The organism is Mucilaginibacter sp., from assembly GCF_036383575.1.
Taxonomy (GTDB): Bacteria; Bacteroidota; Bacteroidia; order Sphingobacteriales; family Sphingobacteriaceae; genus Mucilaginibacter.
Genome location: NZ_DASVOB010000018.1, coordinates 1 through 3,774, shown reverse-complemented (window position 1 = coordinate 3,774; position 3,774 = coordinate 1). Strand labels below are relative to the sequence as shown.

The following is a 3,774-nucleotide window of genomic DNA, read 5'->3' as shown; positions in this document are numbered from 1 at the left end:
ACTTTAAACCGGCTGTCCACATCATCAACCCAAACGTTTACTACGGAGCCAAACAGGCGGTCTCTTTCGTACATGGTTAACTGTAATTCTCCAAATTCGCTTACCAGGTCAACAACCCCATCATCAGCTGTGGCTTCGGGGTATTTGAGCCTGAAATCAAGTATATTGGTATAAAAGCCTACGGCCTGCCGAAGATCTCGGCATTTAAAAAGCGGGATCATTTTCATTGTAAAGTATTTACATAAAGTTAGCTGTAAACTTTTATCACTGGAAATATTAAAAAGTACTGCACTTTCTACTATTGGACTTTTTGCAGTTCAAAACAAATTTGTTACTGAGTTTTTGCTATTAAAAGCGCTATCTTGGTATAATTATAAATCGCTGTACTTATGTCGACAACTAAGCCATGCACCCCAACTGACGGCGAAGACATCTCAAACGGAACGCGCCGTGATTTCCTTAAGCAAACCTCGCTGTTAACGGCCATTGCCCTAACGCCGGGGACTGTGGTTAAAGCGGCGGAAGATAAATGGGATGAGAAATTTGCCGGTGTTTTTGAAAAACAAACGCTGCACCTTGAGGTAAACGGCGTAAAACATGAACTTGCTGTTGAACCGCGTGTAACCCTGCTGGAAGTATTGCGTGAACACCTTGACTTAACGGGTACCAAAAAGGGTTGCGACCGCGGCCAGTGTGGTGCCTGTACAGTACATGTGAATGGGGTACGTATTAACTCATGTCTGAGCCTGGCTTTGACCAATGACGGTAAAAAAATAACCACTATTGAAGGCCTTGCCAAAGGCGAAGAGCTGCACCCCATGCAGGAAGCTTTTATTAACCATGATGGTTTCCAATGCGGGTATTGTACATCGGGGCAGATCATGTCGGCAGTGGCATTGCTCAAAGAGGGGCATGCCGGTTCCGAAACCGAGATCAGGGAGTTTATGAGCGGTAACATTTGCCGTTGCGGTGCTTATCCCAATATTGTTAAAGCTATCCAGGAAGTTAAAGGAGGTATAGTATGAACCAGTTTCAATACGCACGGCCAGCCGAAACGGCGGCGGCTATTAAATCATTAACTAAAGAGCCAAACGGTTATTTTTTGGCGGGCGGCACCAATTTGGTTGATATGATGAAGATGGGATTGGTGGTACCGGATAAATTGGTTGATATTAATCGCCTCCCCCTAAAAAAGATAGAGAAAACTGCCATCGGCATGAATATTGGTGCTTTAGCTACGAATAGTGAAGTTGCCGAGCATAACTACATTAAAGCGCAATATCCGTTGTTGTCACTGGCTATCAATGCCGGTGCTTCGCCGCAGTTGCGCAATATGGCTACCGTTGGTGGCAACCTGATGCAACGCACCCGTTGTCCTTACTTTTTTGATACCGCTATGCCCTGCAACAAGCGTACGCCCGGAAGCGGTTGTGGCGCTTTGGAAGGGATAAACCGAATGCACGCCCTTTTTGGAGCCAGCGACAAATGTATTGCAGTTAACCCCAGCGATATGAACGTGGCACTGGCCGCGCTGGATGCCACAATCCATGTAACCGGGGCAAAAGGCCCGCGAACTATTAAGATCGGCGATTTCCATCGTTTGCCTGGTGATCATCCCGAACTTGATAATACCCTGCAAAAGGGCGAGCTGATCACTTCGGTTGATCTCCCCGCTGCAGCTTCGGCTTATAATAAGCATGTTTACTATTTAAAGATCCGCGACCGTACTTCATATGCCTTCGCCCTTGTTTCGGTGGCTGCCGCTTTGCATATCGAAAATAATACCATAATTGGTGCAAGACTGGCTATGGGCGGCGTGGCACATAAACCGTGGCGCCTAACCACAGCCGAAGCATTTTTAAAAGGTAAAGCTGTTAATGAGGATAATTTTAAGCAGGCAGCACAAATAGCGATGGAGGGTGCTAAAGCTTACGAATATAATAAGTTTAAGTTAAAGCTTGCGCCTAATGCTATTGTACAATCGCTCAAGATGGCCACCGGCCTGGCATCATAAATTAATAATTATTTAGCTGATAGATATTTAATACTGATCTTCATGAAAAAAGACGCAATTGGCGATCCCTTAAGCCGTGTAGATGGCCGGTTAAAAGTAACCGGCGGAGCTAAATACAGCGGCGAATATAAAGTGCCCAACCTTACCTATGGAGTTTTGGTTTCCGCAACCATTGCTTCGGGCACGGTAACCGCGCTTGATACCAAAGCTGCTGAGCGTGCGCCGGGGGTGCTGGCCGTTATTACGCCATTTAATGCACCCAAAGTACCAGGATACGAGGCTAATGCCGAGAGGCCGGTACGGGGGCTGAAATTATTTAATGATAATAAGATCTACTTTAACGCGCAGCCTATAGCGCTGGTGGTAGCGGATACTTTTGAACGGGCTACTTATGCGGCAAGTTTGGTTAAAGCAACTTACAATGCAGAGCCGTTTGAAACTGATTTTCATAAAAATATAGATAAAGGAGTAACCCCGCAAAAAGGTAACTATAAAGACTATGTGCGTGGCGAGGCCAACGCCTATAAAAATGCCCCGGTAATGGTTGAGGAGGAGTATATGCTCCCAACAGAAGTGCATAACCCAATGGAACTGCATGTTACCACTGCTTTTTGGGATGGGGACGATAAGGTTACGCTGTACACCAAATCGCAAGGGGTAAAAGGTTCGCAGCGGGCTATTGCAACGGCATTCGGGCTAAACCCTGATAATGTGCAGATCAATTCACGGTTTGTGGGCGGGGCTTTTGGTTCATCGCTGCGTACCTGGCCGCATGAGGTTGCTGCTGCGCAGGCTGCCAAACTGGTAAAGCGCCCGGTTAAACTTACCCTCACCCGCGAGCAAATGTTTACGCAGGTAGGCTATCGTCCATTAACTATCCAAAAAATTGGATTGGGTGCCACTGCTGATGGTAAGCTAACAGGTATCACTCATGAATCACATTCACAAACTGCCGTTTATGAGGAATTTACTGAAGGGGCGGTGAATGTATCGCAGTTTTTATACAACAGTCCCAATGTTAACACGCTTTACAAGGTAGTCCCTTTAAATGTTGGCGTACCTGCGCCTATGCGCGGCCCGGGAGAGGCTACCGGTTCTTTTGCGCTTGAATCGGCGCTGGATGAGCTATCCTACAAACTCAATCTTGATCCTATTGAATTACGATTGAGAAACTATACCGATGCTGATCCTGAACGGAATAAGCCATGGTCGAGCAAATACCTGAAGGAATGTTACCAGAAAGGGGCAGAGGCCATAGGTTGGGCTGACCGTAAAGCGCAGCCTGGTACTAATAAAGAGGGCGAATGGCTGGTGGGCTATGGGATAGGCTGCGGCGCTTTTGGGGCATACCGCGGTAACGCCATGGCTAAAATAAAGTTAACTGCCGATGGCAGCGTGAATATTCAAAGCGCGACGAGTGATATTGGCCCTGGCACCGGAACATCAATGGTATTGATCGCGGCGGATACTTTAGGGATCCCTGCGGATAAGATCACTTTTGAGTTGGGTAATTCGGCATTTCCTAATGCGCCTACACAAGGTGGTTCGGCTACAGTATCATCAGTGGGCTCGGCGGTGCATGATGTGTGTGTCGCACTAAAACAAAAGCTGTATACCATGGCCGGTAAACCTGCCGATAGTACCGATCCTATTGATTACGTAGCAGTGCTGAAGCAAAATAATACGCCATCAGTTGAGTTAACGCAAGAATCAAAGGGTAATCCTGAAGCCCAAAAGTATTCCATGTATTCCTTTTCGGC

The 3,774-nt window shown here is 46.9% G+C and carries 4 protein-coding genes; 3 read left to right on the top strand and 1 reads right to left on the bottom strand.

The features are described 5' to 3' along the window. Positions 1 to 221 (bottom strand): hypothetical protein (locus VF500_RS00555; RefSeq protein WP_330857807.1); only part of this gene is annotated, 221 nt, incomplete at its 3' end. A 168-nt stretch (positions 222 to 389) separates the two neighbouring features. On the opposite strand from VF500_RS00555, the gene VF500_RS00550 reads away from it, so the two are divergent. The 3 genes from VF500_RS00550 to VF500_RS00540 all read left to right on the top strand — a co-directional run. Then, entirely contained in the window at positions 390 to 1,025 is a 636-nt protein-coding gene (locus tag VF500_RS00550; protein WP_330857806.1) for a (2Fe-2S)-binding protein, read from the top strand. Then, positions 1,022 to 2,014: a xanthine dehydrogenase family protein subunit M gene (locus VF500_RS00545; protein ID WP_330857805.1), complete on the top strand. Its 993-nt coding sequence runs from the start codon at positions 1,022 to 1,024 to the stop codon at positions 2,012 to 2,014. The genes VF500_RS00550 and VF500_RS00545 overlap by 4 nt, the downstream gene beginning before the upstream one ends. Positions 2,015 to 2,056: 42 nt before the next feature. Then, positions 2,057 to 3,774: xanthine dehydrogenase family protein molybdopterin-binding subunit (locus VF500_RS00540; protein WP_330857804.1), on the top strand; the 1,718-nt coding region annotated here is incomplete at its 3' end.

Excerpts from the sequence above, each read along its gene's own strand:
- VF500_RS00550 (WP_330857806.1), top strand. The coding sequence starts at position 390 with ATGTCGACAACTAAGCCATGCACCCCAACTGACGGCGAAGACATCTCA.
- VF500_RS00545 (WP_330857805.1), top strand. The coding sequence starts at position 1,022 with ATGAACCAGTTTCAATACGCACGGCCAGCCGAAACGGCGGCGGCTATT.